General features: G+C 28.1%; 1 pseudogene. It reads right to left on the reverse strand.

Features of this window, described 5'->3' with window-relative positions:
• Positions 1-6 precede the first annotated feature (6 nt).
• Positions 7-1,081, reverse strand: a pseudogene (locus JWF52_RS17735) (M24 family metallopeptidase).
• Between the last annotated feature and the right edge of the window lie 127 nt (positions 1,082-1,208).

The following is a 1,208-nucleotide window of genomic DNA, read 5'->3' on the forward strand; positions in this document are numbered from 1 at the left end:
TTTTTGTTATTTTATAATATTTAGTTCTTTTGTATGTTTGTTTAGTATTTCATGTCCATTTTCTGTAACTAATACTAAATCTTCTATTCTAACTCCAAATTCACCTGGTAGATATATACCTGGTTCAACAGAGAAAATCATACCTGGCTTTAATACATCAGTGTTTACTGCTGATACATCTCCCATATCATGAGTTTCAAGTCCTATAGAGTGACCTGTTCTATGAGTAAAATACTTACCATATCCTTTTTCTGTTATATAATCTCTTGCTGCTTTATCTATGTCACAAAACCTTACGCCTGGTTTTACCATTGATATTGCTCTTTTATTAGCTTCAAGTACTATTTCAAATACTTCCTTAGCTTTTTTAGGTGCTTCTTTATAAAATACAGTTCTTGTCATATCAGAACAATATTTATTTTTTACGCAGCCAATATCTAATATTACAGCATCTCCAGGCTTTAATTTATTATTGCCACATTTAGCATGAGGATCAGCCCCGTTAGCTCCATATGCAACTATCGGAGAGAAAGAAAATCCATCAGCTCCAAGGTTTTCATAAATTTTAGCTAATTCTGATGCCATTTCTTTTTCTGTTAAGTTATTTAAAAGAATTTGTTGTAGTTTATCCATGGCCATATCATTTATCTCTGATGCTTTTCTCATCAAATCTTTTTCTTCTTCATCTTTTTGCATTCTTAAAGTGTCTATTATATAAGAAGAATTTATAAACTTTGTATCTTTTAAAGATTCCATAAGAGCTAATAAAAACCTTGCTGGCCAAGATTTGTCTATACCCATTGCTTCTTTTTCATTTATGTAAGTAGATAGTAACTCTATAGGATTTTGAGTATCATTAAACCAAACTTTTTCTACTCCAAGGTCTTCAGGTACAGGGAATAATTCATTTACAAATAATTTATGATTACCATTGTATTAATATATAAGGCTAAAAATCTTTCACCTGGATGTATCATTTTTCCAGTTAAATAAAATATTGATGTAGGATCTGTAACTATCATTGAGTTAAATTATCACTTTTCATCATTGGCATAACGTTTTCAAATCTATTTGATTTCATATGAACACTCCTTATATTTATAAATTTAATATTTATAGTATAGCATAGCACTTGAAATATATCAAAATATTAAGAAAATAATAAAAATATCGTATTATTTAGCTTTATTTAATAAAAATATTTAAAA

This window comes from Clostridium sp. CCUG 7971 (genome assembly GCF_017590215.1).
Taxonomy (GTDB): Bacteria; Bacillota; Clostridia; order Peptostreptococcales; family Peptostreptococcaceae; genus Faecalimicrobium.